Below are 854 nucleotides of genomic sequence, written 5' to 3' on the forward strand. Positions count from 1 at the left end.
ATATAGGCTTCCGCCTTGAACTTCTTGTGCGGCTTCACAGAACCCGGCTTGGCCAGAACCTGACCGCGCTCAACACCATCACGGTCAACACCGCGCAAAAGCGCACCGATATTGTCACCGGCCTCACCCTGATCAAGCAGCTTGCGGAACATTTCAACGCCCGTGCAGATCGTCTTCGACGTCGGACGAATACCGACAATCTCAAGCTCTTCACCAACCTTGACAATGCCGCGCTCAACACGACCCGTCACAACCGTGCCACGGCCCGAAATCGAGAACACGTCTTCAATCGGCATCAGGAAAGGCTGATCGACAGGACGCTCAGGCGTCGGGATGTATTCGTCAACCGCTGCCATCAGCTTGCGAATGGCGTCTTCACCGATTTCCTTGTTGCTGTCTTCCAAAGCAGCAAGAGCCGAACCGGCAACGATCGGAAGATCATCACCAGGGAACTCATAGGCCGACAGAAGCTCGCGCACTTCCAGCTCAACCAGTTCAAGAAGCTCGGCATCGTCAACCTGGTCAACCTTGTTGAGGAACACGACAATAGCCGGAACACCAACCTGACGGGCCAGAAGAATATGCTCACGCGTCTGCGGCATCGGGCCATCGGCTGCCGAAACAACCAGAATGGCGCCATCCATCTGTGCCGCACCGGTGATCATGTTCTTCACATAGTCAGCGTGGCCGGGGCAGTCGACGTGGGCGTAGTGACGGTTCTCCGTCTCATACTCAACGTGTGACGTGGCAATCGTGATGCCGCGAGCCTTTTCTTCAGGCGCGTTGTCAATCTGGTCGTAAGCACGGAAATCACCAAAAAACTTCGTGATCGCGGCCGTCGTAGACGTCTTGCC

The 854-nt window shown here is 56.2% G+C and carries 1 protein-coding gene; it reads right to left on the reverse strand.

The genetic code is table 11. The features are described from left to right. Positions 1-854 (reverse strand): elongation factor Tu (locus tag ACFPLB_RS17410; RefSeq protein WP_378232045.1); only part of this gene is annotated, 854 nt, incomplete at both ends.

Source organism: Aquamicrobium segne (assembly GCF_042656785.1).
Taxonomy (GTDB): domain Bacteria; phylum Pseudomonadota; class Alphaproteobacteria; order Rhizobiales; family Rhizobiaceae; genus Mesorhizobium; species Mesorhizobium segne.